Consider the following 24,825-nt stretch of genomic DNA (forward strand, 5'->3'; position numbering starts at 1 on the left):
CCAGCGACTTCAAATCGGCCATGAAAAGCCCGCCCCCGCGATCGCGGGGGCGGGCTCTTTCGTTCAGCTGAGCGATCAGGCCGTCCGCAAATCCGGCGGCGTCGCCTCTTCCGTCAGCACGCGGATCGCCTCGTCGAGCGACACCACTTCTTGCGCCTGTGATCCCAGACGGCGCAGCGCAACGGTGCCCTGTTCGGCCTCGTTCTTGCCGACCACGGCGATGACCGGGACCTTGCCGACCGAGTGCTCGCGCACCTTGTAGCCGACCTTCTCGTTGCGCAGGTCCAGCTCGGCGCGCAGGCCTGCGGCCTTCAGCCGATCGACCGTCGCGCGGGCGTAGTCGTCGGCTCCCGAGACAATGGTCGCCACCACGATCTGCGTCGGCGCCAGCCACAGCGGGAAGGCTCCGGCGTAGTTCTCGATCATGATGCCGATGAACCGTTCGAACGAACCGAGGATGGCCCGGTGCAGCATGACCGGCCGGTGCTTCTGCCCGTCCTCGCCGATATATTCCGCGTTCAGCCGCTCGGGCAGCACATAGTCGAGCTGCAAGGTGCCGCAGGTCCAGGTCCGGCCGATGGCGTCCTTGACGATGAAGTCCAGCTTGGGCGCATAGAAGGCGCCGTCGCCTTCAGCGATGACCGGGTCGACCCCGGCCAGCCGCGCGGCCTCGCCCAGCATGGCCTCGGCCTTGTCCCAGAATTCGTCGCTGCCGGCGCGGACCTCGGGCCTCGTGGCCAGGGCGATCTCGTGCGTGGTCATGCCCAGATCGGCGTGGATGACCTGGGTCAGGCGGATGAACCGCTCCGTCTCCTCGACGATCTGGTCCTCGCGGCAGAAGATGTGGGCGTCGTCCTGGGTGAAGCCGCGCACCCGCATCAGCCCGTGCAGGGCGCCCGACGGCTCATAGCGGTGGCAGGCTCCGAACTCGGCCATGCGCAGCGGCAGCTCGCGATAGGATCGCTGGCCCTGGTCGAAGATCTGCACGTGGCCGGGGCAGTTCATCGGCTTGAGGCTGAGGGTCTCGCCCTCGACCGTCTCGCAGACGAACATATTGGGCCGGTATTTCTCCCAGTGGCCCGACTTCTCCCAGAAGGTCCGGTCCAGCACCTGGGGCGTCTTGACCTCGACATAGCCGGCGGCGTCGAGCCGGCGCCGCATATAGTCTTCCAGCACCCGCCACAGCACCCAGCCCTTGGGGTGCCAGAAGACCATGCCGCGGCCCTCCTCCTGCATGTGGAACAGGCCCATGGCCTTGCCGATCTTGCGGTGGTCGCGCTTCTCGGCCTCCTCGACGCGCAGCAGATAGGCGTCGAGGTCCTCCTTCGAGGCCCAGGCCGTCGCATAGATCCGCTGCAGCTGCGGATTGCGATGGTCGCCGCGCCAGTAGGCGCCCGCCAGCTTGGTCAGTTTGAAGGCCTTGCCGACGAATTTGGTCGAGGGGAAATGCGGCCCCCGGCACAGGTCGACCCAGTCGCCCGTCCGGTAGGTGGTGATCGTCTCGCTGGCCGGCAGGTCGCGGATCAGCTCGGCCTTGAACGTCTCGCCCTTGCCCTCGAAATGCTTGATCGCATCCTCGCGGTCCCAGACCTCGCGGACCAGCTTCTCGTCGCGGTCGACGATCTCGGCCATCTTCTTTTCGATCTTCGCGAAGTCGTCCGTCGAGAACGGCTCCTCGCGGTGGAAGTCGTAGTAGAAGCCGTCCTCGATCGCGGGGCCGATGGTCACCTGGGTTCCGGGGAACAGCTCCTGCACGGCCTGGGCGAGCACGTGGGCGGCGTCGTGGCGGATGGTCTCCAGCGCTTCGGGATCGTCGCGCATGATCAGCTTGAAGGCGCCGGAGCCGCCCAGCGGGCGGTCCAGATCGCGCTGCTCGCCGTTCAAGGCCACGAGCGCCGCCCGCTTGGCCAGCGACGGCGAGATCGAGGCGGCGACGTCACGGCCCGTGGCGTCGTCGGGATACTGACGCGAGGCACCGTCGGGGAATTTGAGGTCGATCATGTCTTCGTCTTTGCGGGCGGGACCGGATCGTATTTCCAGCCTTCGCCGAAGGGTTGGCATTTGCAGAGGCGTTTGGCCGTCAACCATCCCCCCTTGATCGGTCCGTGCTGGATCAGCGCGTCCCGACCGTAGTCCGAGCAGGTCGGCCGGAACCGGCAGTGCTGCCCGATCAGGGGCGACAGCGTCAGCTTGTAGCCGCGATGGGCCAGCCGCACGCCGCGTTCATAGAGAGTTCCGCCGGATGCCATGTCGCCGCGCTTATCCCCCGCGAAAGCGGCGGGGGCAACGGGCCTTCAGGCCGCACCGGCGAGGCTAGTTCGTGTGTCGGGGGTCTTGCGGGCCAGTGCGCGACCCTGGGCTTCGCGCACCGCGTCCAGCGCCGCCTCGATGGCGACCATGGTGGAGGCGTGGCGCGCCGGATAGTCGGCGACCTGTTTCAGCGCCCGCAGCCCCTCGAAACGGCCCGTCGGACCCTCGCCGCCGGCCTTGAGCATGGCGGACATGGCGTCGCGGGCGGCGACCATCTCGTCCAGCGTCGCGCCGATGACGGCCTCGCCGAGAACGCCCGCCGCGGCCTGGCCGAGGGCGCAGGCCTTGACGTCCTGGGCGAAGGTCTCGACCCGGCCCGCGTCATCGAGCGTCACGTCGACGATCGCCCTCGAGCCGCACAGTTTGGCGACCCGTTCCCCCGTGCCCTCCGGCGCAGCCAGCCGTCCGCTGTGCGGCAGATTGGCCGCCAGCTTGAGGATGCGCGCGCTGTAGAGCTCGTCGATCATGGCCGGAATATAGGCGATCAGCCGCCCTGGAGCGAGCCCCAGGTGCGGACCTGGTCAACCCCGGCTCCGCCGGCGCGCTCCCGCAACCACGACAGGTTGCGGTCGGCGGCCTCGGGCGGGAGGTCGCGGCGCAGCATCTGCTCGGCCTCGGCCATATTGCCGGTCAGGCCCAGCACCATGGCCAGATTCAGCCGCACCTTGAGCGAGGCGCCCGGCTGGGCCACGGCGCGGCGCAGCAGGGGCTCGGCTCCGGCCGCGTCGCCACGCGTCATGGCCGACATGGCGATGTTGGACAGGACGTCGGGATTGTCTGGTGAGAGGACGAGGGCCTGGGCCCAGGCCGCACGGGCGTCGTCGGGGCGGCGGACCTGCTCATAGGCCGCGCCGAGAAGGGACGATGCCCGCCAGTCGCCGGGGCGGGCGTTTCGTGCGCCTTCCAGTGCGGCGATGCCGTAGAAGGCCTGACCGCGGGCGATATGGGCGCGCCCCGCCTCCAGCATGGCCTCGACATTGGCCGGCTGCACCAACAGCACCTTGCCCGCCATCTCGGCGGCCTGATCGAACCGGCCGAGCTCGCGCAGCGCCTGCGCCGCCTTGACCCCGGCGATGGGATCCATCGGGTCGATCTCGGCCTGGTCGGACCAGAATATCTGGCGGCTCAGGGGGTCGGCGCGGTCGTAGGCGGCGCGCACCTCGGCGTTGGCGGGCTGCCGGGCCGAGGTCGGGGCCGACGGCGCGGCCTGGGTTCCGGCCAGGGCAGGCGCGGCCAGGCCAGCCAGCAGCAGGGCGACGGTTGCGATACGGGCGGTCGTGCGCGACATGGAAGGCGCTCCGGAAGGTTCGACCCGAGACTCGACCCTTCTCGTCAATCCTTGGTTAAGATCGGTCCTTTCGGGCCGGAAAGGCCGCCGTCCATGTCCGTCCTGCATCCCGACCTGCTGACCACCGAGGCCGAAGGCGCGATTCCTGTGCGGTTCGTCGGCCCGGACGATCAGATGGACCCGGCGGTCCGGGGGTGGGCCGAGGCCAACGCCTTCAAGGGCAAGTCCGGACAAGTTCTGCCCGTGCCGGACGGTCCGGGCGGGGTCGCCGCCGTTCTGGTCGGCGCCGGGGAGCGGTTCGATCCCATGTCGGCCCGAGCCCTGTCGGCGAAACTGCCGCCGGGCCTCTACCGCCTGGAGGCCGGGCCGGAGGACGCGCGCCGGGCGGCCCTGGCCTTCCTGCTCGGGGCCTATGTGTTCGACCGTTACAAGGCGAGGCCCGAGCGCGATCGGGTGCGGCTGGTCGCGCCCGAGGGGCTGGATGTCGAAGCGGCCCTGCGCATCGGGGCGGCCTGTGCTCTCGCCCGCGAGATGATCGACACCCCGGCCGCCGACATGGGGCCGCTGCAGATCGAGACCATCGCCCGCGAGATCGCCACGGCCTCCGGGGCGACGGCGACGGTGATCACCGGCGAGGCCCTGCTGGAGGAAAACTATCCGGCCGTCCACGCCGTCGGCCGCGCCGCCGCGCCGCATCGTTCGCCCCGGGTCATCGAGCTCGGCTGGAACCTTGACCGCGCCGACCTTCCGTTGGTCGCCCTGGTGGGCAAGGGGGTGGTGTTCGATTCCGGCGGACTGGACATCAAGGCCGCCGCCGGCATGCGCAATATGAAGAAGGACATGGGCGGGGCCGCCCATGCGCTGGCTCTCGGCCGGCTGGTCATGCAGACCGGCTTGCCCGTGCGGCTGGTGGTGCTGGTGGCGGCGGTCGAGAACGCCATCTCCGCCGACGCCTTCCGGCCCGGCGACATCCTGAACAGCCGCAAGGGCCTGACCATCGAGATCGGAAACACCGACGCCGAGGGCCGGTTGATCCTGGCCGACATCCTGACTCGCGCCGGCGAGCATTCCCCCAACCTGACGCTCGATTTCGCCACCCTGACCGGGGCGGCCCGCGTCGCGCTCGGACCCGAGCTGCCGCCGCTCTATACCGACGACGAGGCCCTGGCCGCCGACCTGCTGGAGGCTGCTCGCGACGTCGGGGACCCGTTGTGGCGCATGCCGCTCTGGCCCGGCTACCGGGCGGCTCTCGAGACGGAGATCGCCGATCTGCGCAACGACTCCGCCGGCTGGGCCCAGGCCGGTTCGGTCACTGCAGCCCTGTTCCTGCAGAAATTCGCGCCGACCACCGGAACCTGGGCTCATATGGACATCTTCGCCTGGAATCCCCGGGCCCGCCCCGGCTGGCCCGAGGGTGGAGAGGCTCAGGCGCTCAGGGCCTGTTTCGAGATGCTGTCGCGGCGCTTTGCCGCGACCTGATCGCGCGCCCGTTAACGGGCTTTTCGCCTTCGTGCGTCAGTATGCCGGCTCAATCGGACGAGCCCACGTTTGACCGCAGCCGCCGCCAGTCTTGATCCTCGCACCACCCTCGCCCGGCCCGATCTGGCCGAGCAGGCGCTGGAAGGGATCGTGCGCGCGTCGGCCTTCCGCGCGGTGCGGGCGATGCATTGCGCGGTTCCGGTCGCCGACATCCACGCCGACGTCGTGGCGGACGAACATCCCGTCGACCAGCTGATCTTCGGCGAGGCCTTCGACGTACTCGACACGCGCGGCGATCAGGTCTGGGGCCGCGCCCGCCGCGACGGCGTCGTGGGCTGGGTGATGCAATCCGCCCTCAAGGACGGCGCCCCGCTGGCTACTCACCGCATCGGATCGACCGGCGAATGCCTGCCGCTCAACGCCCTTGTGGTCGAGGCGGGGGATCCGCCGGGTCTGGCCCCCATCGGCAGTTTCGCCGCCGAACCGGTCGAGGTGGCCGAACGGCTGCTGGGGACGCCCTACAAGCTGGGCGGGCGGTCATCGCTGGGCACGGACTGCTGCGGCCTTGTGCAGCAGGCGCTCTACGCCTGCGGCCGCGCGGCCCCGCGCTATGCGGACCAGCAGGCGGAACTCGGTCAGGCCGTGGCGCCGGGTCAGGCCCGGCGCGGCGATCTGGTGATCTGGCTGGATCCGGACGAGGGACCGTGGAACGGGCACGCCGCCTTCATGCTGGACGGTGACCGCGTGTTGCACGCCGTCGGCCGGTTGGGCGGGGTCGTGATCGAGCCGTTCGCCGAGGCCGACGCCCGGCATCGCGTCCCGGGCTCCGCTGGGCCGGTTATCCGTCGGCTTTGAGCGCAACGAAAAAGGGCGGCCCGAAGACCGCCCCTTCCAAAATCGACAGGACCGGCCGGACCTAGTGGTTCGGCGGGGCCGGGCTGGTGGCGGCCGGCGGCGCGGCGGCCGTGGCCGTCGTCGCCGGCTGACCCGCCGCGCCCGTGGTCGGGGCGCCGCCGGTCGGGCCGCCGACGTCGGCCGTCGCGGTCTCGGCGCCGGCGACAGGCGCTTCGCCCTCGACAGGAGCGGCCGGAGCAGCGCCGGGCTGGCGGGCCGGATCGGGGGCCGGTATGGCCATGCCGGTCGAGCCCTGGGCGCGAAGCCAGGCGATCAGGTTCACGCGGGTGGCGGTGTCGCGGATGCCGGCGAAGGACATCTTGGTGCCGGGGACATGGCGGCCGGGCGCGGTGATGAACAGGTCCAGTTCGTCCAGCGTCCAGGTCGGGTTGGTGCCCCGGTGCGCTGTCATGGCGTCGGAATAGGCGAATCCGGCATGGCCGGCGGTGGCGCGTCCGGCGATTCCGTACAGATTCGGGCCGATGCCGTTGGCGCCGCCGGCCTCGATCGTATGGCAGGACTTGCAACGGGCGAAGGCGGCCTCGCCGGCGGCGAGATCGGCCGTCGGCATCACCGTGCCCCAGTCGGGCGGCAGGATAACCTCGGCGGGCCCGCCTCCGGCTTCCTCCGGCGCGTCAACGAAATAGCCCATCTTTTCGGGGGTTTCGTTGTGGTAGATGAAGGCTGTGCCCTCACGCACCATCAGGATCACGAAAACGGTCGCCAGGCCGGCGCCCATGATCTTGTTCAGCTTCAGATCGCCGCTCATGCGCGTCGTCTCATCCCGTGTCTGAGGCCCTGCCACACGCGCGGCGGGGCGAATTCTTGCGTGGGCGTCTCTTACACGCTAGCGCGGCCTTCGCAACCGGCTGAAGGTCGGTCCGAGCGTCGCAGTCCAGGACACCCATGTGAACCCGCTGATCCTGATCCCGGCCCGGATGGCCGCGAGCCGCCTGCCGGACAAGCCACTGGCCGATATCGGCGGCGTGCCGATGATCGTGCGGGCCTGGCGCCAAGCCGTGCTTTCCGGCCTGCCGGTTGCCGTAGCCGCGGGCGATCGTGAGATCGTCGACGCCATTGTGTCGGCCGGCGGCGTGGCCGTCCTGACCGATCCGGACCTTCCGTCGGGCTCGGACCGCATCCGCGCCGCGCTGGAAGCCATCGATACGGATGGCCGCCATGACGCGGTGATCAATCTGCAGGGCGACATGCCCTTCGCCGATCCCGGTCTGGCCCGCGCCTGCGCCGACCTGCTGGCCGCCGAGCCAGCCTGTGACATCGCCACCCTGATCGCGCCCGAGGCCGACGCCTCCGACCGTTCGAACCCCGACGTGGTCAAGGCGGTGGTGGCGATGGGGGAAGGCGAGCGCCACGGCCGCGCCCTCTATTTCACCCGCTCGACCCTGTTTGGGGACGGCCCCGTCTGGCGGCACATCGGCCTGTACGGCTACCGCCGCGCCGCGCTGGAACGCTTCTGCGCCGCCCCGCCGTCCCCGCTGGAGCTGCGCGAGAAGCTGGAACAGTTGCGGGCCCTCGAAATGGGTCTGCAAATCTGGGCCGCCGTCATCGACGAGGCCCCGCTGTCCGTGGACAATCCGGATGATCTGGCGGCGGCGCGGGCGCTCGCCTAGACCTCGAACCCCTCCACCCAGGCCTGAAGCAGGGTCCGTGCGATGGCGATCCCGGGCGGAGCCTTGATTGCGGGGTGAGTCCCTTCAAGGCAGGCCCGCGCCTCCTCCCGCGTCAACCACGCCACTGCTTCCAGCTCCGTCTGGTCGGGCCGGGCGTCGTCCGAGTCGACCTCGCAGACCAGCCCGATCATCAGCTGCGACGGAAACGGCCACGGTTGGCTGGAATGATAGCGCACCGCCGTCACCGTCAGCCCGGCCTCCTCCTCGATCTCGCGCGCGCAGGCCGCCTCGATGGTCTCGCCGGGCTCGAGGAAGCCCGCCAGGGCTGACATTCGTCCCTCGGGCCAGGCCGCCTGACGACCCAGCAGGCATCTCGGCTCCGATCCGCCCTTGTAGACCGCCAGCATGATCGTCACCGGGTCCACGCGCGCGAAATGCTCGACGCCGCAGGCCGGGCAGGCCCGCTTCCAGCCTCCGGAAGCGTTCTGGCTCTCAATGCCGCAGGCGGCGCAGAAGCCGTGCCGCCGCCGCCAGTCGAACAGCGACTTGGCCGTCCCCGCCATGGCCGCGTCCGGCCCCGGCAGCATCGCCGCCGCCTCGCGCATCTCGTGGAAGGCCCCCAGCCCCGCCAGCGGCCCGCCCGCCGGATCGACCGACCCTTCGACCTCGACCGCGAAACAGGGGGCGCCCTTCCACAGGCCGAGGAACAGCTCCCGGTCCGGGACCACCGCCCGCGCATGGCCCAGCGCCAGCCACGCCAGCCGTGGCTCCTCGCCGGCCTCGACCAGCGGCCGGCCCTCCCAAAGCACCATGGCCATGGCGTCCGGGCTGGCGCCCTGCTCGGCCAGCCAGTCCGCATCGTCCCGCCGATCCCCCGCCCGGTCGAGCGGATTGCCGGCGAAGGTATTGAAGACGGGCAAGGGCATGGCCGTTTGTCTAGCAAGCCCGGACTTGCATCCGCGAGCCGAAATCGTCATATCGGCCTCGGAGATCGCGGGCGAAGGCTTCGCCAACCTGGTCAGGGCCGGAAGGCAGCAGCCACAACGAATTCCCCTTCGGGTCGCGGTCTCCACTTCCTTTTTTGGGCGCTAACGCTCGCGACGCGGCCGCTCGCTGCTTGAGCGCGAATCGTCACCCTCCGGCTTGACCGGAGGGTCGCTGCTTCACCGCGCGCACGGAACCGCCGCCGCCGTCATCCGCTCTGGAGGCTCACCCCTCAGGAGCATCCCCATGAGCATTCTCGGCAACATCCTCGGCAGGATCTTCCGCCGCAAGCCGGAGGTGGTCACGCCCTCGTCCGGGCCGGTCCCGACACCGGGCCAGGCGGCGCCCGGAACGGCTGCAGCGACGGTGGAGCCCGTCGACGTCGCAGCGGTGCTCGACGTCATGAACGAGGGCAAGGGCCTCAACTGGCGCACGTCCATCGTCGACCTGATGAAGCTGACCGGCATGGACAGCTCCCTCGCCGAGCGCAAGGAGTTGGCCGGGGAGCTGGGATACACCGGTGATGCGTCCGATTCGGCGTCGATGAACATCTGGCTGCACAAGCAGGTGATGCAGAAGATCCGCGACAACGGCGGCCGGATTCCCGACCTGACTGACTGATCCACCGCGTCATCCCCGCGAAAGCGGGGACGTCTCGCGAGAGGGGGTGCGCGCGCGCTCTCTCTCGCGGTATGACGGTCGCATGAGCGACGTCGATCCGAGTCTCGAAGGGCCTCCGTGGGAGGAGGACGCGGCCGATGTCGCCGAGCGCGATCCTGACACCGACGACATGTTCGGGTCGCCCGAACCCGCGGGCATGCGTGAGGCCGAGGCCGCCGCCGCGCCCGTTGCTCCGACGGAGCCCGCGCCGAAGCCGAAGCCGAAAGCGAAAGCCGCCCCGCCTGCCGACGCCGGCCCTGCCGCCCATGCCGACGACGGCTCGGCCTACACCGTCCTCGCCCGCAAATACCGGCCGCACACCTTCGAGGACCTGATCGGCCAGGAGGCCATGGTCCGCACCCTGACCAACGCCTTCGCCACCGGCCGCATCGCCCACGCCTTCATGCTCACCGGCGTCAGGGGCGTCGGCAAGACGACCACTGCACGCCTGCTGGCCCGCGCCCTCAACAATCAAACAGACGAAATTGACCGCCCGTCCCTGGCCCTGACCGATCAGGGTCGCCACGACGCCTCCATCATGGCCGGCCAGCATATGGACGTGGTCGAGATGGACGCCGCCTCCCACACCGGCATCGACGGCATCCGCGACATCATCGAGAGCGTCCGCTACGCCCCCGTCGAGGCGCGCTACAAGGTCTACGTCCTCGATGAAGTCCACATGCTGTCGAACCAGGCCTTCAACGCCCTGCTGAAGACGCTGGAAGAGCCGCCGCCCCACGCCAAATTCATCTTCGCCACCACCGAGATCCGCAAGGTGCCGGTGACCATCCTCAGCCGCTGCCAGCGTTTCGACCTGCGCCGCGTCGAGCCGGAAATCCTCGTCGAACACCTCGCCCGTATCGCCGACCGCGAGGGGATGAAGATCGAGCAGGACGCCCTCGCCCTGATCGCCCGCGCCGCCGAGGGCTCGGTCCGCGACGGCCTGTCCCTGCTGGATCAGGCGCTGGTCCAGGGCGACCGCGGCGAGACGGTCAGGACCGAGGTCGTGCGCGACATGCTGGGTCTGGCCGACCGCAGCCAGACCATCGCCCTGTTCGAATCGATCATGGCCGGCCGCACCCCCGAGGCGCTGGAGCTGTTCCGCACCCTCTACGGCTACGGCGCCGATCCGGTGCAGATCACCAACGACCTGCTGGAACATTGCCACGCCGCCTCGGTGGCCAAGATGCTGGGGCCGCAGGCGACCCGCCTGCCCAACGATCAGGCCCAGAAGCTGACGGCCCTCGGCGCGGTGATTTCGGCCGGGACCCTCGCCCGCGTCTGGCAGATGCTGCTGCGCGCGTTGGACGAGGTCCGCCGCGCGCCCAATCCGGCCGACGCGGTCGAGATGGCCATCGTCCGCCTCGCCTACGCCGCCGACCTGCCCGGCCCGGAAGAAGCGCTCAAGGCCCTGCGCGACGGAGAGCCCATGCCCGGCGGCGGTTCCGCCCCGCGCGGTCCTTCGGGCGGCGGCGGTGGCGGCGCCTCGGCCCAGCTGGCCGCCCGTCCGGTTGCGACACCCGCGACGCCCGACCCCCAGACCTTCGAACAGGTCGTCGCCCTGATCGGCGAGAAGCGCGAGGTCGGCCTGCAGATGGACGTCCAGCGCTACGTCCGCCCCGTGGCCTTCAAGCCCGGCGCCATCACCTATGAAAGCCTCGACGGCGCGCCGATGGATCTGGCGCGCAAGCTGGCCTCCCGGCTCAAGGACTGGACCGGCCGCACCTGGCTGATCGCGGCCAACGGCCAGGGCGGCGGCGAAACCATGATCGAGGTGGACCGTCGAAAGCGCGCGGAGGAACGGGCCGGGATCGAGGCCGATCCTTTCGTCATGGCTGTGATGGAGGCCTTCCCCGGCGCCGTCATCGGCGAGATCAAGACGCTCGCGCCGGCCGTCGAACTACCGGCGATCCCGGATGAGGCGGGGGACGAGGACTGAAATCGTGCCGTAGCTGAATGTGCCAGTTGGAGGAGGTCGGATGGGTGACGATACTGATCAAAAGAATCCCTTGGCGATCATCGGTCAGACGATTCCGGCGGGCTGGATCAAATCTGCGCAAGATCGGGCTGTTGGCGCAATCCGGCACGTGGTCGGGGCAAAGCTTCCGGGCCTTCTAGCCGAGAGCCAAGCCCATCGAGATGAACGTGACGCGCGATCTGCATTCAAACGAGGTCTCGTCGAAGCGGCTGTCGACAAGGCAAAGACCAATCCTGAACTGGTTGATCGGATGCTCGACCGGCTCGTTGATGAGGAATTTGGGAGGCAGGAGAACCGGGAGGCGGTGGCGTCTCTGGCGATCGAGCACCTATCCGCCGACCCATCGAATGAAGAGCCTGCTGCCGCCGGAGAAATGGATGTGGACTGGCTCAACATATTTACGCGACATGCTGAGGCGGCAACCTCAGAGCGATTGCGCGATATGTGGGGCCGAGTGCTGGCGGGTGAAATCCGCTCTCCAGGAGCGGTCTCCCTTCGTACGATGCAATTCGTATCTACGCTTGATCGCCCCGTGATTGAGGCAGCACAGGAAGTGCTCCCATGGATCTTGGGAGGGCAGTGGCTTCCGCATCAAGTCAGCAAGCATGTGGCCTTGGAGAAGCTCCAACTTGCTCGCGATGAGGGACTGATTGGTTCGTTGGATTCTGACCTTAAAACTACGATCACCTTCACCGCCGAGCCATGGGCGGCAACTTTTGGTGATCTGGGCGTCATACTAATCGCTGACGCAGGAACAACAGCAGTTTTCCCAGCCATCTCCATCAGCAGGATAGCGCGTGATTTGGCGGCAATCATCCCACTTAGTCCCACTGAAGTTCCCGCTAGAGCGTTTGGCGAGCTCATGAAGGGCCAATCAGCCGTCAAGCGGATCAGAATCGGGCCGATACGAACGGAAGGAGGGGTCGTCCGTCAACGCGACGCAACCCTCATTGATGACTGGACGCGGGAGCAATCATCTCCCCTCGCCCCTACAGGATAGCCGCCGCTTCTTCGAACCCCAGCCTTGGCGAGCGGGGGAACAGGTTTTCGTCCGAGCCGTAGCCCAGGTTGACGATGAAGTTCGGCTCGACGGCGGTGCCGGCGAAGAACTCCGCCTTCACCCCCTCGGCGTCGAACCCCGACATCGGCCCGACGTCGAGGCCGAGGGCCCGGGCCGCCAGCATGAAATAGCCGCCCTGCAGCGAGCAGTTGCGGAAGGCGGTCTCGCGTCGCCCGGTCTCGTCGCCGAACCAGTCCTTCGCGCCCGGCGCGTGGGGGAACAGGACCGGCAGATGCTCGTGGAAGTCCAGGTCCTGGCCGATGATGACATTGACCGGCGCCTGCAGGGTCTTGGCGCGGTTGGCCTCGGCCATATGCGGCGCGAGCCGGGCTTTGGCCTCGGGCGAGGTCAGAAAGACGAACCGGGCCGGAGTGGCGTTGACCGCCGTCGGACCGAATTTGGTCAGGTCGTAGAGCTTGCGCAGCAGATCCGCCGACACCGGCCGATCGGTCCAGGCGTTGCGCGTGCGGGCGCCGGTGAACAGCTGGTCCAGCGCCGTGTCCGAAAGGGGCAGGTCGCGGGCGGGGACGGAATCGAAGGCCATGAAAGACATCCTGATTAGCAACAGTGATAGATGCTAAATGGACCTGTCAGGATTTGGTTCAAGGGTATTAGAAACAAATTCTGTTACTATTTTTCAGGCCTGTCCCCCGCCAGGGTCAGCGCCTATCTTGAGGGTATGAAAGACCTCAACGCCCTCATGCAACAGGCCCAGGCGATGCAGCAGAAGCTGCAGGACGCCCAGGCGAAAATGGCTGAAACCACCGCCTCCGGCAGTTCCGGCGGCGGTCTGGTGACCGTGGCGCTCAAAGGGGCAGGCGAGATCACCGGCGTGAACATCGACGACAGCCTTCTGGTCCCCGGAGAGGGCGAGATCCTCGCCGACCTGATCGTCGCCGCCCACGCCGACGCCAAGCGGAAGCTGGACGAGGCCAACGGCGCCCTGATGCGCGAGGCCGCGGGCCCGATGGCCGGGATGAACATCCCCGGCATGCCCAAGCTGTTCTGAGCCCCGGACCCGCATGGCCGCCTCCGCCGGACCCGAGATCGAGCGGCTGATATCGCTGCTGGCCAAGCTTCCCGGGCTCGGCCCGCGCTCGGCCCGCCGCGCGGCGCTGGCCCTGCTGAAGAAGCGCGAACAGTTGCTGGTCCCGCTCGCTGCCTCGCTGGCCGAGACGGCGGCGAAGGTGACCTCGTGCAGCGTCTGCGGCGCCCCCGACACCCGCGATCCCTGCTCGATCTGCTCCAACGGCGCCCGCGACAACGCCCTGATCTGCGTGGTCGAGGAGGCCGGCGCCCTTTGGGCCATGGAGCGGTCGGGCGCCTTCCGCGGCAAATATCATGTGCTGGGCGGCCTGCTCTCGGCGCTCGACGGGATCGGCCCCGACGCGCTCAGGGTCGCCGAACTGGTCGGCCGGGTGCGCGGCGGCGAGGCGAAGGAGGTCGTTCTGGCCCTGCCCGCCACCGTCGATGGTCAGACCACCGCCCACTACATCGCCGAGCGGCTGGCCGGGACGGGCGTCGAGATCACCTCCCTGGCCCGCGGCGTGCCGGTCGGCGGCGAACTCGACTGGCTGGACGACGGCACCATCATCCAGGCCATGCGCCAGAGACGCCCGACGTAGCTTGCATATGCACAGGTCGGTTGTTCGGGATGACAACCGCCTACGTCCGATTCTGACGCAGAAGGGGTGTAGGCTGACGCGTGGACGGCCGCTTGCCGTTGAAGCAGGCGAGGACGCTATGGACGGAACGGACCCAGCGGACTCTTCGCACTGTGTTTTTCGGATTTACCCGGGTTTTATCCGGGATGGCCGGGCCATGGCGGCCCCCGCCGACTCCGGTTAAGGAACGGAGCATGAACGCCTATCTCGTCGCCTTTCTCGCCGCTTCCGTGGTCGCCCTCATCACCCTGATCTGGGCCCTGATGGAGCGCCGCCGGGCCTCCGCCGCAGATACGCAGGCCTGGGAGCTGCGCGAGCGCTATGCCGAGTCCGAGGCGCGGATGCGCCTGTTCGAAGACCAAGCCGCGACCTCGACCGAACTGCTGCGCGCCCAGGCGCGGGAATCGGCCACCTCTGCGGCCGAGGAGCTGCTCAAACGCACCGACGAGACCTTCCGCAATCGCGAGCTGATGGCGCAGCAGCGGATGGAGGCCCAGCTCAAGCCCGTGGCCGACACGCTGAAACTGTTTCAGGAGCATGTCGCCGCCCTGGAGAAGACCCGCAACGAGGAGACCGGCGGGCTCAAGGAACAGCTGGCCCTGCTGATGACTGCGTCGACGGCCACCCGCGACGAGGCCCGACGTCTGACCGAGGCCCTGCGCGGCAACACCGGCCGGCGCGGCCGCTGGGGCGAACAGACCTGCCGCAATGTGCTGGAGGCCGCCGGCATGGCCGGGCGGTTCGATTTCGAGGAACAGTCGTCGAGCGCCGACGACGCCGGCCGCCAGCAACGCCCCGACTTCGTGGTCCGCCTCCCTGGCGGCGGCATGTTCGTGATCGACGCCAAGGTGTCCCTGGCCTTCGCCGACCAGGCCGATGGCGACGAGGACGCCCAGGCGAAAGCCGCCTCCCTGCGCACCGCGGCCAGCATGAAGACCCACGTCCGCCAGCTGTCGTCCAAGGCCTATCAGGACCAGTTCAAGCCCAGCCCCGACTTCGTCGCCATGTTCGTGCCGGGCGACGCCTTCCTCTGCGCCGCCCTCGATCACGAGCCCGACCTGATGACCACGGCCATGGCCTCGCGCGTCGTGATCGTCACCCCGACCACCCTGTTCGCCCTGTGCAAGGCCGTCGCCTACGGCTGGCGCGCCGAGGAGCAGACCCGCAACGCCGAGGAGGTCGCGAAACTGGGCAAGGAGCTCTACAAACGCCTGTCGGTCATGGGCGGCCACGCCGCCGCCGTGGGGCGGGCGCTGGACAGCGCCGTCGGCAAATACAACCAGTTCGTCGGCTCGCTCGAGAGCCAGGTCATGGTCTCCGCCCGCCGCTTCGAGGACCTTCAGGTCGACCACGAGGGCAAGGAGCTGGCCGAGCTGACGCCGATCGAACAGGCCCCGCGTGCCCTGAGCCGGCCTGAGCTGGTTACGACCGAAAACCCGCTCGCCGCCTTACCGAAGGCTTGACCGCGCCTTGGACAAGGACGCTTGACATTGCTAACCGAAGATGTAAAACACCCTTGTCAAATCGACAGGAAGCCTTGTCATGAACGAGCTTGAGACGCGACGCTCTATTTCCGGCCCCGCGCGCTTCGCAATATCTGGCGCGGCGTTGCTGATTGTCGGTCTCGTCACGGGTGTTGGTGCCGGGCTCTTGTCCGGGCAGTCTCGACCCGCCGCGATCGCTGGGACCGCCGGACTGATCGGTATCCTCATGGCAACGGCCCTTGGCGGCGGCATTTGGTGGTGGGCGAAACTGGATGAAGCGGCGCGCGAAGCCCACAAATGGGCGTGGTGGTGGGGCGGATCGGCGGGGATGGCCATCGGCGCGGTGCTGCTGCTGACCCTGATGACACACGGCGAGAGCGCCATTGTATCGGCCTGGGCCGGCGATACTCCGGCCGATACGTTCGGCGCCGGAATTGCGGCCATCCTGCTGTTCCAACTGGTCGGCTACACCATCGCCTGGGCGTGGTGGTGGCTGCGGCGGCGGTGAGGGTCGCGGCATGAACAACCGCCTCAAGGTGCTGCGCGCCGAACGCAACTGGAGCCAGGCAGACCTCGCCCAGGCGCTGGGCGTCTCGCGCCAGACCGTCAACGCGCTGGAAACCGGTCGCTACGACCCCTCCCTGCCGCTCGCTTTCAAGATCGCCCACGTCTTCGGGCAGCCGATCGAATCCATCTTCTCCGAGTAAGGACTTCGCCGTGACCGTCACCAGAACTCTCCAGACCGCCGGCGCCGCCGGGCGCACGCTCCTCGGCGCCGCGCTGGGCTTCGGCCTCGCCGCGGCCGTCGCCTTCCAGCCCGCCCAAGCCTTCGCCCAGGCCGTCGAGGCCGCGCCGGCTCCGGTCGTCGCCGCCCGCGCCGTGCCCCAGGCCGAAGGCGCCGGCCCCGCCCTGTGGGTCATCCGCGACGCCGATTCGACCCTCTATCTGTTCGGCACGGTCCACGTCCTGCGCCCGACCACGGCCTGGGGCTCGCCCCGCGTCGACGCCGCCTTCGACAGCGCCGACCAGATCTGGTTCGAGATTTCCAACCCCGACGATCAGGCGGCCCTGATGCCCTTGATCCAGCAGCACGGAATTTCGCCGGCCCGCCCGCTGTCCAGCCTGCTGACCGCCGAGGAGATGACGGCGCTGAACGCCCTCGCCGCCTCCGCAGGCATGCCGGCCGGCCAGATTGACGTCTTCCGCCCCTGGTTCGCCGGCCTCGTCCTCTCGGTCGCGCCGTCGCTCAGGGCCGGATACGATCCCCTGTCAGGCGTCGAAACGGTCCTGAAGGCGCGGGCGGAAGCCGCCGGCAAGCCCATCCAGGGTCTGGAGACCATCGACAAGCAGGTCGGCATCCTCGCCGGCATGTCCGAGGCCGACCAGCTGTCCTTCCTGCGGTCGCTGCTGGAGGCCTGGGAGGACGCCACGGTCGAACTGGACCGGATGGTCGGGGCCTGGGCCACAGGCGACGTCGCGCTTCTGGAGGAGATCGCCGTCGATGAGATGCAGTCGGAGGCGCCGTTTCTCTACGAGGCCTTGCTGGTCCGCCGGAACACCGACTGGGCCAACCAGATCCAGACCATGCTGGAGGGCTCGGGCACGATCTTCATCGCCGTCGGTGCCGCCCATCTGGCCGGTGACGACAGCGTCCAGGAAATCCTTGAGGACCGGGGCCTGACCGTCACCCGCGAATAGGGTGACGGCTGGAGCGGGCGGCGGGAATCGAACCCGCACGAAAAGCTTGGGAAGCTTTCAGGCTACCACTACATCACGCCCGCGGAGCCGGACGCAGCCTTAGGCGGATCGGCGCGGCGCATCAAGGCGGCGAAGATCAGTCGGTCGCGTCCGGCTCGGTGTCGGCCCGATAGACGACCACGCCGTCCACGACAGTCAGCGTCGCCTGTCCCTTGGGAATGTCCTCGACCGGGGCGGTCATCAGGTCCACCGAGAAGGCGGTGAAGTCGGCCCGCTTGCCGACCTCGATCGTGCCCAGCTCGGCCTCGCGGAAGCTGGCGTATGCCGGCCAGAGGGTGAACATCTTCAGGGCCGTGGCGCGGTCTACGGCCTCGCCGGCCCGCCAGTCGGGACCCTGGAAGCCATCCAGATCGGCGCGGGCGACGGCGGCGTAGAATTCGATGAGCGGTGCGCCCCGCTCGACCGGAGCGTCCGAGCCGCCGACCACCACGACGCCCATGTCCGACAGGCTGCGCCAGGCATAGGCGCCGTCCAGCCGCGCATCGCCGAGCCGGGCGGGGGCGAAATGCAGGTCGCCGATGGCGTGGCTGGGCTGCATCGAGGCGATGATCGGCAGGTGGACGAACCAATGATAATCGGACGGCCGCAGGATCTGGGCGTGTTCGATCCGCCAGCGCACATCGGCGCCGTTCGGTCGCTCCGACGCCGGCGTCGACTCCAGCGCTGCTGCATACCACTGCGCCACCGAGGCGTTGCCGCGGTCGCCGATGGCGTGGGTCGCCACCTGGATGCCACCGCGCAGGGCCGCCTCATACAGGGGGATGATCTCGTCGCCGGTGATCTGCATCAGGCCGGTGGTGTCGGGTCGGTCGGCATAGGGCTCGAACAGCGCTGCGCCGCGCGAGCCCAGCGCGCCGTCGGCGTAATATTTGATCGCACGGGTGATGATCCGGCCGTCGGCGACGCTGCGGGGGCCGCCCTCGATCAATGCGGCCGCGCCGTCAGGGGTGACGCTGTTGTAGATGCGCAGCGGGGCCTCGCCAGCCTCGGCCATGGCCTCCAGCAGCGGAATGTCCTTCCACGGCGCGCTCATGAAATGCACGCCCGTCCAACCGTATGCGGCCTCGACCCGGAAGCCAGCGCGATAGGCCGCGCGCAGGGCCTCTGGATCGGCCTGGGGCATGAGGCCCGCGACAAGCTGTTCGGCGGCGTCGACCAGCAGGCCGGTCGGCTTGCCGTCGGCGCCCTTGAGGATTTCACCGCCCGACGGGGCAACGGTCGAGGCGTCGACCCCGGCGGCCGCGAGGGCGGCCGAGGAGGCGACCACGGCGTGGCCGTCGGCCCGGCCCAGCAGAACGATCCGGTCCGGAGCTGCGGCGTCGAGGTCGGCGGCGGTCAGGAAGCGCGCCTCGGGCCAGTGGGTCTCGATCCAGCCGCGGCCGACGATGGGGCCTTCCGGGTGAGCCTCGGCCCAGGCGGTCAGGCGCGCCATGGCCTCGGCGACCGAGGCCGAGCCCTCGAGGTTCAGGGTCAGTTCGCGCCAGCCGATGCCGTCGAGGTGGGCGTGGCCGTCGGTGAAGCCGGGGAACAGGACCGCGCCCTTGAGGTCGAGGTCCTCGGCGTATTCGACCTCCGGCGCCGCGGCGGCCGGGCCGACGTAGAAGATCCGGCCGTCCTGGACGATGACCACCTCGGCCGTCGGCTGCTCCGCCACGCCGGTGTAGATCGGCCCGCCGTGGATGCGCAGTTCCTGGGCCTGGGCGGTCGCGGCGGCTCCGGCGAGGAGCAGGGTGGAGAGGGCGAGACGGATCATCGGGAGGCTCCTGCGGGCGAACGGGAGAGGGGTGGAGCGCTCAGCGCGAGAGGTCAAGCTTCGTCCGTCTGGCCGGGTTTTCATCCGGGTGAAACTCGAAAATTGGAGTCCACTGAGTCCACTCCGTCCACCGGGTCCGGCTTTCATACCTTCCATCCCCTCCCCTGACGCCTGACGGTCGGGCCATCGGAGAGTATAGCGGAGCGATACGCCAGAATCAGACGTAGGTGGCGCAGCGGCCGGCGACTTTCCATATCCGGGCGATGAAACTGTTCACCATTGGATACGAAGGCGAGCCGCAGGCCGCCGTGATCGAGCGGCTGAAGGCGGCGGGCGTGACCGTGCTGGCCGATGTGCGGGCGGTGGCGGCGTCGCGGCGGGCGGGCTTTTCGAAGACGATCCTCGGCTCGAGCCTGGCCGAGGCGGGCATCGAATACGTCCACCTGCGCGACCTCGGGACGCCCAAGGCGGGGCGGGATGCGGCGCGCAAGGGCCATATCGGCGAGATGCGCGAGATCTTTGCCGACCATATGCAGGAGCCGCCTTCGCAACTGGCGTTTGAACGGCTGCGCGAGATCGCCAAGGACCGGCCGACGGCGCTGCTGTGCTTTGAGGCCGACCACGCGGGCTGTCATCGCGCGGTGCTGGCGGAACGGCTGGCGAGCGAGGATGGGTTCGAGGTGGTGAACCTGTAACCCTCTCCCGTTGGGAGAGGGCTTGAGCCTCCGGGAGCGAAGCGATCGGCAAGGCGAAAGGGTGAGGGTCGGCTGTTCGGGGCGGCTCCGCCGCTCCAACCAGCCGACCCTCATCCGGCGCTGCGCGCCACCCTCTCCCATCGGGAGAAGGAAAGCGTTGGTCCTACGCCGCCGCCTTCTGCTTGCCTTCGAAGTTGCCGTAGAAGGTCTCGCCCTTCGCGGCCATGTCGCGCAGCAGCTGGGGGACCTTGAAACGGTCACCGTAGCGGGCGGCGTAGATGTCGGCCTGGGCCACGAATTCCTTCAGGCCGGTCTGGTCGATCATCGTGATCGGGCCGCCGCTCCAGGGCGCGAAGCCCCAGGCCAGGATGGCTCCGACATCGGCCTCGCGCGGGTCGTCGATCACGCCCTCTTCCCAGCAACGGGCGACCTCGACCGCCTGGCGATAGAGCAGGCGGCGCTTCTGGTCCTCGACCAGTTCGGGGGTCGAGTCGTCGATCTTGACCGGAGCCAGTTCGGCAAGGCCGGACCAGAGCTTTTTCGGCTTGCTGTCGTAGTCGTAGAAGCCCTTGCCGTTCTTGCGGCCGTAGCGACCGAGATCCTCGACCATGGTCTTGACGATCTTCCAGCCGGGCAGCGGCTCATAGGCGTCGCCGAGGTCTTCCTGGGTCTGTTTGGCGATCTTGACCGACAGGTCCAGGGCCACGTCGTCATGCATTTCCAGCGGGCCGCGGGGCATGCCGGTCATGCGGCCGATGTTGTCGATCAGGGCCGGGGCGTAGCCCTCTTCCAGCATGGCCAGACCCTCGGCGACATAGGTGCCGAAGCAACGCGAGGTGTAGAAGCCGCGCCCGTCGTTGACGACGATCGGGGTCTTCTTGATCTTCATGACGTAGTCGAGCGACTTCGCGATCGCGGCTTCGCCGGTCTTCTCGCCCAGGATGATCTCGACCAGCATCATCTTGTCGACGGGCGAGAAGAAGTGGATGCCGATGAAGTCCTCGGGACGGACCGAAGCCTCGGCCAGGCCGGTGATCGGGAGGGTCGAGGTGTTGGAGCCGAACACCGCGCCCGGGGCCAGCTGGGCTTCGGCGCGTTTGGTGACGTCGGCCTTGATCTCGCGGTTCTCGAACACCGCCTCGATGACCAGGTCAGAGCCCTTGATCAGGTCGTAGTCGGTGGTCGCGACGACCGAGGCCAGCAAGACGTCAAACTTCTCCTGGGTGATCTGGCCGCGCGAGAGCCGCTTCTTCAGCAGATCGGCGACGTGGGCCTTGCCCTTGTCGGCGTCTTCCTGGGTGCGGTCGATCAGGATGGTCTCGATGCCGGCGAGCGCCTGCACATAGGCGATGCCCGCGCCCATCATGCCGGCGCCGATGACGGTGACCTTCTTCGGATCGGACTTGGGCTGGCCCGCCGGGCGGACGGCGCCCTTGTCGAGTTCCTGCTTGCTGAGGAACAGTGAGCGGATCATGGCCTGGGCCTGCGGCGTCATCAGGGTCTTGATGAAGTAGCGGGTCTCGATGCGCAGGGCGGCGTCCATCGGCACCTGAACGCCTTCATAGACGGCCTTCATCAGGTTCAGCACGGCCGGGTAGTTTCCATAGGACTGCTTGCGCAGCATGGCGTTGCCGACGAGGAAATTCTGGATGCCCGCGGGGTGGTAGGGGCCGCCGCCGGGCTGTTTGAAGCCCTTGTCGTCCCACGGCTGGACGGCCTTGCCGCCGCCCTTGATCCACGCTTTCGCAGCGGCGACCTCGGAGCCCTTGGCCACGACTTCATGGACTACGCCCGCGCCCCTGGCGTCGTTCGGACGCCACGACGAGCCGGCGCTCATCGCCGTCATCGCCGCCTGCACGCCGATCAGGCGCGTCAGCCGCTGGGTGCCGCCGCCGCCGGGGAAGAGGCCGACCTTGATCTCGGGCAGGCCGAGCTGGATCCTGTTGTCGTCGGCGACCACGCGATAGTGGCAGGCAAGGGTCAGTTCGAGACCGCCGCCGAGGGCGAGGCCGTTGATCGCGGCGGCCACGGGCTTGCCGCAGGTCTCCAGCGCGCGCAGGGCGCCGTTCAGCTTCCAGCCCGCATCATAGGCGTCCTGGAGCGAACCGCCGGCCAGCATGCCGCCGGCCATGTCGCCGAGGTCGGCGCCGGCGCAGAAGCCGCTCGCCTTGCCCGAGGTCAGCACCGCGCCCTTGATGGCGTCGTCGGTCTTGATGCGCTCGACCCACTCCGGGATCTCATTCATCACGCCCGAGGTCAGGGTATTCATCGACCGTCCGGGGACGTCGAAGGTGATCAAGGCAATGCCGTCGGCGTCGACGTCGATCTTGAAGTTTTCCATGGTCTCTCTTCCTTATTCCTCCCCCGCCGGGGGAGGGGGACCGCGAAGCGGTGGAGGGGGCCACCGCCGATGCCGGCGTTTGGGGCCGGCCCCTCAGTCAGCTTCGCTGACAGCTCCCCCGACGGGGGAGCACTAACTCAGACGCGTTCGATGACGGTGGCGGTGCCCATGCCGCCGCCGATGCACAGGGTGATCAGGGCGGTCGACTTGTTGGAACGCTCAAGCTCATCGAGGGCGATGCCGGTGATCATGGCCCCGGTGGCGCCGAGCGGGTGGCCCATGGAGATGCCGCCGCCGTTGACGTTCATCTTGTCGTGCGGAATGTCGAGCGCCTGCATGTAGCGCAGCACCACGGCGGCGAAGGCCTCGTTGAGCTCCCAGACGTCGATGTCGGCGACAGTCATGCCCAGCTTGCCGAGCAGCTTCTTCGTCACAAACTCGGGGCCGGTCAGCATGATCGAGGGCTCGGAGCCGATCGAGGCGGCGCCGACGATGCGGGCGCGCGGCTTGAGGCCGAGGGACTTGCCGGCTTCGAGGGTGCCGATCAAGACGCCGGCCGAGCCGTCCACGATGCCCGAGGAGTTGCCGGGCGTGTGGACGTGATTGACCCGCTCGACCTCGGGGTAGCGCTGGTTGATGACGCTGTCGAAGGCCATCTCGCCCATCATGGCGAAGGACGCATTCAGCGCGCCGAGGGTCTGCATGTCGGTGTTGGGGCGGATGGTCTCGTCGCGATCCAGCTGGACGAGGCCGAGCTGGTTCTTCACGGGAATGACCGACTTCGAGAATCGACCGTCGGCCCAGGCGGCGGCGGCGCGCTTGTGGCTTTCCATCGAATAGGCGTCGACGTCATCGCGGCTGAAACCGTATTTGGTGGCGATCATGTCGGCCGAGACGCCCTGGGGCACGAAATAGGTCGGGAAGGCCGAAGACGGGTCGACCGGCCAGGCGCCGCCGTCCGAACCCATCGGCACCCGGCTCATGGCCTCGATGCCGCCGCCGACGGCGAAGTCGGCCTCGCCGGATTTCACCTTGGCCGCAGCCATGTTCACGGCCTCGAGGCCCGAGGCGCAGAAGCGGTTGATCTGGACGCCGGCCACGGTCTGGGCCCAGCCGGCCGAGAGGACGGCGGTGCGGGCGATGTCCGCGCCGAGTTCGCCCACGGGGGTGACGCAGCCGAGGATGACGTCATCGACCTTCGAAGTGTCCAGATCGTTGCGGTCCCGCAAGGCTTCCAGCACCTGGGTCGCCAGGCTCAGGCCCGTGATTTCGTGAAGGGATCCGTCCTTCTTGCCCTTGCCGCGCGGGGTGCGGACCGCGTCGTAGATATAGGCTTCGGCCATGGGTGTGCGTCTCACTTGTCTGAGGCCCTGGGCCCGGCGCGGGGAGCCGTGCGGCTTGAGGGCGAGAGTGCGGATTGGAAACTTGCTCGCCACAAACCCTACGTTTACGTCAACGTCAAGTATTTCATGGCCGCCGGCGCCACTGTGTCGACCACCGGATACTGGAAAGCCGTGAATTCCGCGAACGACTCTCACCTAGCTTGGCCTTGGGAACGCGCGCCGTGTCCGGGTCTTACTTCCGCCGGACACGACCGGGTGTCTGGAGGAGACAACCATGGCCCAGACCTACGAAGAGATGGACGCGATCGCGATGCTAAAGGCCGACCATCGCAAGGTGGAGGAGATCTTCGCGGCGTTCGAAAGGGCGACCTCGAGTTCGAAGAAGCAGGCGCTCGCCCTGCAGGCGTGCCTCGAACTGAAGGTCCACACCGTGCTGGAGGAAGAGATCTTCTATCCGGCCTGCCGCGGCCAGATCGAGGAAGACCTGCTGAACGAGGCCTATGTCGAGCATGACTCGGCCAAGCTGCTGATCAACGAGATCGAGGCCGCCAGCCCGGACGAGGAGTTCTACGACGCCAAGGTGAAGGTGCTGTCGGAGATGATCGAGCACCACGTCGAGGAGGAGGAGATGCGGTCCGAGGGCATGTTCAGCCAGGCCCGCGCCGCAGGTCTGGACATGGACGCCCTCGCCGACGCCATGCGCGCCCGCAAGATGACGGCGATGGAGGAATTCCAGGCCGGCAAGCCTGCGGAGACTCTGACGCTGGAAGGCGACGATACTGAAAAGGCGCTGATCGACACGCCGCCGGGCGCCGACGCGCGCTGACCGGAATCAGGGGAACGCCGCCGCGGCCAACGCGCTATGATCGCGCACCTGACGAAGGAGGCCGCATGCGCTGTTCCCCGCTTCTCGCCCTGGCCCTGACGGCCGGTCTGGTGGCGCCCGCCTGCGCGGCGCCGGCGGTCTTCAGAACGGACGAGCCCATGCGCGTCGCCGCTCCGCCCCAGGATGTGCCTGCCCGACTGCTGGCGGCGCACAATGTCGAACGGGTGCGGGTCGGCACGGCGCCGCTGCGCTGGGACGATGCTCTGGCGGTCGAGGCCGGGGTCTGGGCGCGCGAATTGGTGGACTCCGGCCGCTGGGAGCACGATCCGGCCCTGCACGGACACGGCGAAAACCTCTGGACCGGCTGGGGCAGTCGCGTCTGGACGCCGGAGGAAATGGTCGGCGAATGGACCGCCGAGAAGCGCTACTATGTCCGCGGCGTGTTTCCGGATGTCAGCCGGAGCGGTGACTGGACCGCCGTCGGCCACTACACCCAGATGGTCTGGAGCGGGACGACCCATGTCGGCTGCGCCATCGTCTCGCGCGGCAACCGATCGGTTTTGGCCTGCCGCTATTCGCCGCCGGGCAATGTCGACGGCGGACGGGCCTACTAGCCCCACGGCTGCTAGAGCGTGGCCCGTTTTGTTGGAATCGGGATTCCCAAATCGGTGGTGATC

At 68.5% G+C, this 24,825-nt stretch carries 25 protein-coding genes, 1 tRNA gene and 1 other RNA gene; 16 read left to right on the forward strand and 11 right to left on the reverse strand.

Translation table 11 applies throughout. The annotated features are described in order from the left end of the window. Positions 1-75 precede the first annotated feature (75 nt). The 4 genes from thrS to ACTIEW_RS14425 are packed head-to-tail and all read right to left on the reverse strand — an operon-like array spanning position 76 to position 3,598. Positions 76-2,001 (reverse strand): threonine--tRNA ligase, encoded by a 1,926-nt coding sequence (gene thrS, locus ACTIEW_RS14410; protein WP_439478595.1) that lies wholly within the window; start codon positions 1,999-2,001, stop codon positions 76-78. After that, a complete protein-coding gene (gene yidD / locus ACTIEW_RS14415; RefSeq protein ID WP_439478596.1) occupies positions 1,998-2,249 on the reverse strand; it encodes a membrane protein insertion efficiency factor YidD in 252 nt (83 codons plus the stop codon). The genes thrS and yidD overlap by 4 nt, the downstream gene beginning before the upstream one ends. Positions 2,250-2,294: 45 nt before the next feature. Beyond that, on the reverse strand, positions 2,295-2,777 hold the full coding sequence (locus ACTIEW_RS14420; RefSeq protein WP_439478597.1) for an iron-sulfur cluster assembly scaffold protein: 483 nt from the start codon (positions 2,775-2,777) through the stop codon (positions 2,295-2,297). Between the two features lie 17 nt (positions 2,778-2,794). After that, positions 2,795-3,598, reverse strand: a complete 804-nt coding sequence (locus ACTIEW_RS14425) for a tetratricopeptide repeat protein (RefSeq protein ID WP_439478598.1) — start codon at positions 3,596-3,598, stop codon at positions 2,795-2,797. Positions 3,599-3,691: 93 nt separating this feature from the next. Here ACTIEW_RS14425 and ACTIEW_RS14430 point away from each other — a divergent pair, with 93 nt between their 5' ends. Together ACTIEW_RS14430 and ACTIEW_RS14435 are read left to right on the forward strand one after the other, a co-directional pair. After that, the gene (locus ACTIEW_RS14430; protein WP_439478599.1) at positions 3,692-5,077 is read left to right on the forward strand and encodes a leucyl aminopeptidase family protein; all 1,386 of its coding nucleotides are present in this window, start codon (positions 3,692-3,694) and stop codon (positions 5,075-5,077) included. Between the two features lie 69 nt (positions 5,078-5,146). Next, on the forward strand, positions 5,147-5,932 hold the full coding sequence (locus tag ACTIEW_RS14435; RefSeq protein WP_439478600.1) for a C40 family peptidase: 786 nt from the start codon (positions 5,147-5,149) through the stop codon (positions 5,930-5,932). 61 nt (positions 5,933-5,993) lie between these two features. Here the strand turns inward: ACTIEW_RS14435 and ACTIEW_RS14440 are convergent, their stop codons facing one another. Further along, positions 5,994-6,740, reverse strand: coding sequence for a c-type cytochrome (locus ACTIEW_RS14440; protein ID WP_439478601.1), 747 nt, complete (start codon positions 6,738-6,740; stop codon positions 5,994-5,996). A gap of 139 nt (positions 6,741-6,879) precedes the next feature. Between ACTIEW_RS14440 and ACTIEW_RS14445 the strand changes: the two genes are divergently transcribed. Continuing rightward, a complete protein-coding gene (locus ACTIEW_RS14445; RefSeq protein ID WP_439478602.1) occupies positions 6,880-7,602 on the forward strand; it encodes a 3-deoxy-manno-octulosonate cytidylyltransferase in 723 nt (240 codons plus the stop codon). On the opposite strand, the gene nudC is transcribed toward ACTIEW_RS14445, so the two are convergent. Then, positions 7,599-8,528: an NAD(+) diphosphatase gene (gene nudC, locus ACTIEW_RS14450; protein WP_439478603.1), complete on the reverse strand. Its 930-nt coding sequence runs from the start codon at positions 8,526-8,528 to the stop codon at positions 7,599-7,601. The two genes, ACTIEW_RS14445 and nudC, sit on opposite strands and share 4 nt — an antisense overlap. 57 nt (positions 8,529-8,585) lie before the next feature. Between nudC and ffs the strand changes: the two genes are divergently transcribed. The 4 genes from ffs (at position 8,586) to ACTIEW_RS14470 (ending at position 12,224) form a co-directional block, all read left to right on the forward strand. Next, positions 8,586-8,679: signal recognition particle sRNA small type (gene ffs, locus ACTIEW_RS14455), an RNA gene on the forward strand. A 153-nt stretch (positions 8,680-8,832) separates the two neighbouring features. Then, complete coding sequence (locus ACTIEW_RS14460; protein WP_439478604.1) at positions 8,833-9,207, forward strand: DUF3597 domain-containing protein; 375 nt, start codon at positions 8,833-8,835, stop codon at positions 9,205-9,207. A gap of 82 nt (positions 9,208-9,289) precedes the next feature. Next, positions 9,290-11,185 (forward strand): DNA polymerase III subunit gamma/tau, encoded by a 1,896-nt coding sequence (locus tag ACTIEW_RS14465; RefSeq protein ID WP_439478605.1) that lies wholly within the window; start codon positions 9,290-9,292, stop codon positions 11,183-11,185. 40 nt (positions 11,186-11,225) lie between these two features. Next, positions 11,226-12,224, forward strand: coding sequence for a DUF2806 domain-containing protein (locus ACTIEW_RS14470; protein ID WP_439478606.1), 999 nt, complete (start codon positions 11,226-11,228; stop codon positions 12,222-12,224). Here ACTIEW_RS14470 and ACTIEW_RS14475 read toward each other — a convergent pair. Beyond that, on the reverse strand, positions 12,214-12,828 hold the full coding sequence (locus ACTIEW_RS14475; RefSeq protein ID WP_439478607.1) for a malonic semialdehyde reductase: 615 nt from the start codon (positions 12,826-12,828) through the stop codon (positions 12,214-12,216). The two genes, ACTIEW_RS14470 and ACTIEW_RS14475, sit on opposite strands and share 11 nt — an antisense overlap. A 135-nt stretch (positions 12,829-12,963) precedes the next feature. Between ACTIEW_RS14475 and ACTIEW_RS14480 the strand changes: the two genes are divergently transcribed. The 6 genes from ACTIEW_RS14480 to ACTIEW_RS14505 all read left to right on the forward strand — a co-directional run bounded on the left by ACTIEW_RS14480 (position 12,964) and on the right by ACTIEW_RS14505 (position 17,130). Continuing rightward, positions 12,964-13,293 (forward strand): YbaB/EbfC family nucleoid-associated protein, encoded by a 330-nt coding sequence (locus ACTIEW_RS14480; protein ID WP_439478608.1) that lies wholly within the window; start codon positions 12,964-12,966, stop codon positions 13,291-13,293. 13 nt (positions 13,294-13,306) lie between these two features. Then, the gene (gene recR / locus ACTIEW_RS14485) at positions 13,307-13,909 is read left to right on the forward strand and encodes a recombination mediator RecR (protein ID WP_439478609.1); all 603 of its coding nucleotides are present in this window, start codon (positions 13,307-13,309) and stop codon (positions 13,907-13,909) included. 233 nt (positions 13,910-14,142) lie between these two features. Continuing rightward, positions 14,143-15,411 carry a DNA recombination protein RmuC gene (locus ACTIEW_RS14490; protein ID WP_439478610.1) on the forward strand — a complete coding sequence of 423 codons (1,269 nt, stop codon included), beginning with the start codon at positions 14,143-14,145 and terminating at the stop codon, positions 15,409-15,411. A 247-nt stretch (positions 15,412-15,658) separates the two neighbouring features. Continuing rightward, positions 15,659-15,940: a hypothetical protein gene (locus ACTIEW_RS14495; RefSeq protein WP_439478611.1), complete on the forward strand. Its 282-nt coding sequence runs from the start codon at positions 15,659-15,661 to the stop codon at positions 15,938-15,940. Between the two features lie 10 nt (positions 15,941-15,950). Next, positions 15,951-16,139 carry a helix-turn-helix transcriptional regulator gene (locus ACTIEW_RS14500; protein WP_439478612.1) on the forward strand — a complete coding sequence of 63 codons (189 nt, stop codon included), beginning with the start codon at positions 15,951-15,953 and terminating at the stop codon, positions 16,137-16,139. 10 nt (positions 16,140-16,149) lie between these two features. Continuing rightward, positions 16,150-17,130, forward strand: coding sequence for a TraB/GumN family protein (locus tag ACTIEW_RS14505; protein ID WP_439478613.1), 981 nt, complete (start codon positions 16,150-16,152; stop codon positions 17,128-17,130). Between the two features lie 9 nt (positions 17,131-17,139). On the opposite strand, the gene ACTIEW_RS14510 is transcribed toward ACTIEW_RS14505, so the two are convergent. Together ACTIEW_RS14510 and ACTIEW_RS14515 are read right to left on the reverse strand one after the other, a co-directional pair. Continuing rightward, a tRNA-Gly gene (locus tag ACTIEW_RS14510) sits at positions 17,140-17,213 on the reverse strand. A 53-nt stretch (positions 17,214-17,266) separates the two neighbouring features. Then, positions 17,267-18,943, reverse strand: coding sequence for an amidohydrolase (locus ACTIEW_RS14515; RefSeq protein WP_439478614.1), 1,677 nt, complete (start codon positions 18,941-18,943; stop codon positions 17,267-17,269). A 263-nt stretch (positions 18,944-19,206) separates the two neighbouring features. Here ACTIEW_RS14515 and ACTIEW_RS14520 point away from each other — a divergent pair, with 263 nt between their 5' ends. Further along, positions 19,207-19,638 carry a DUF488 domain-containing protein gene (locus ACTIEW_RS14520; protein WP_439478620.1) on the forward strand — a complete coding sequence of 144 codons (432 nt, stop codon included), beginning with the start codon at positions 19,207-19,209 and terminating at the stop codon, positions 19,636-19,638. Between the two features lie 163 nt (positions 19,639-19,801). Here the strand turns inward: ACTIEW_RS14520 and ACTIEW_RS14525 are convergent, their stop codons facing one another. Beyond that, positions 19,802-21,979, reverse strand: a complete 2,178-nt coding sequence (locus ACTIEW_RS14525; protein WP_439478615.1) for a 3-hydroxyacyl-CoA dehydrogenase NAD-binding domain-containing protein — start codon at positions 21,977-21,979, stop codon at positions 19,802-19,804. Positions 21,980-22,116: 137 nt separating this feature from the next. After that, the gene (locus tag ACTIEW_RS14530; RefSeq protein ID WP_439478616.1) at positions 22,117-23,322 is read right to left on the reverse strand and encodes an acetyl-CoA C-acetyltransferase; all 1,206 of its coding nucleotides are present in this window, start codon (positions 23,320-23,322) and stop codon (positions 22,117-22,119) included. A gap of 274 nt (positions 23,323-23,596) precedes the next feature. Between ACTIEW_RS14530 and ACTIEW_RS14535 the strand changes: the two genes are divergently transcribed. Then, on the forward strand, positions 23,597-24,148 hold the full coding sequence (locus ACTIEW_RS14535; protein ID WP_439478617.1) for a hemerythrin domain-containing protein: 552 nt from the start codon (positions 23,597-23,599) through the stop codon (positions 24,146-24,148). 65 nt (positions 24,149-24,213) lie between these two features. Further along, positions 24,214-24,762, forward strand: coding sequence for a CAP domain-containing protein (locus tag ACTIEW_RS14540; RefSeq protein WP_439478618.1), 549 nt, complete (start codon positions 24,214-24,216; stop codon positions 24,760-24,762). The last annotated feature ends 63 nt before the right edge of the window (positions 24,763-24,825 follow it).

Origin of the sequence: Brevundimonas sp. (assembly GCF_051860745.1) — a bacterium.
GTDB lineage: Bacteria > Pseudomonadota > Alphaproteobacteria > Caulobacterales > Caulobacteraceae > Brevundimonas.